Source organism: Staphylococcus sp. EG-SA-2 (genome assembly GCF_017152085.1).
Genome location: NZ_JACYHC010000247.1, coordinates 1 through 505 on the forward strand (window position 1 = coordinate 1; position 505 = coordinate 505).

The 505-nt window shown below is 28.3% G+C and carries 2 protein-coding genes; both read left to right on the plus strand.

Annotated elements, in window-relative coordinates; genetic code table 11:
* Window positions 1–262, plus strand: a 262-nt coding sequence (locus IDG60_RS02395) for a DUF6978 family protein (protein WP_481906074.1), incomplete at its 5' end; no start/stop codon positions are given.
* A 36-nt stretch (window positions 263–298) separates the two neighbouring features.
* On the plus strand, window positions 299–505 hold a 207-nt coding region (locus IDG60_RS02400), incomplete at its 3' end, for a DUF1828 domain-containing protein (RefSeq protein WP_086032600.1).

The following is a 505-nucleotide window of genomic DNA, read 5'->3' on the forward strand; positions in this document are numbered from 1 at the left end:
CTTAACAATAAAAAGGGATAACATAGAAAAAGATAGGTTTTCAATTTCAATCATTTTCAAAGATACCTATCACACCCTAGTTAGAATAGATATTAACGGTGGTACTCACGATAATCCAGATGGAATAATCGCTCCGAAAAGTCATATTCACATATATAATGATAAGTGTGATAAAAAGGATAGGTTTGCTTATGAAATTAACTTGAAAGATTTCCCCGACATCTATAACTTGTATAATGTGTATATGTCGTTTTTAGAGTAAAAAAATATAAAAGACCTTGAATAAAGGAGGGATAATATGACTACGTTTGATGCTAAAAAATTAAAAAAAGAATATCTTGATTGGTATAATCAGATTTTAGAGTTTTCTAATTTATCAAACAATTCAGTAAAAATAGATACCCCTTTTAAAGATAATTCTTTAGATAATTTAAAAATATACGCTTTATACGATCAGTCCAGAGACATGATTACACTGACTGATGACGGCTATACTATATTTGGT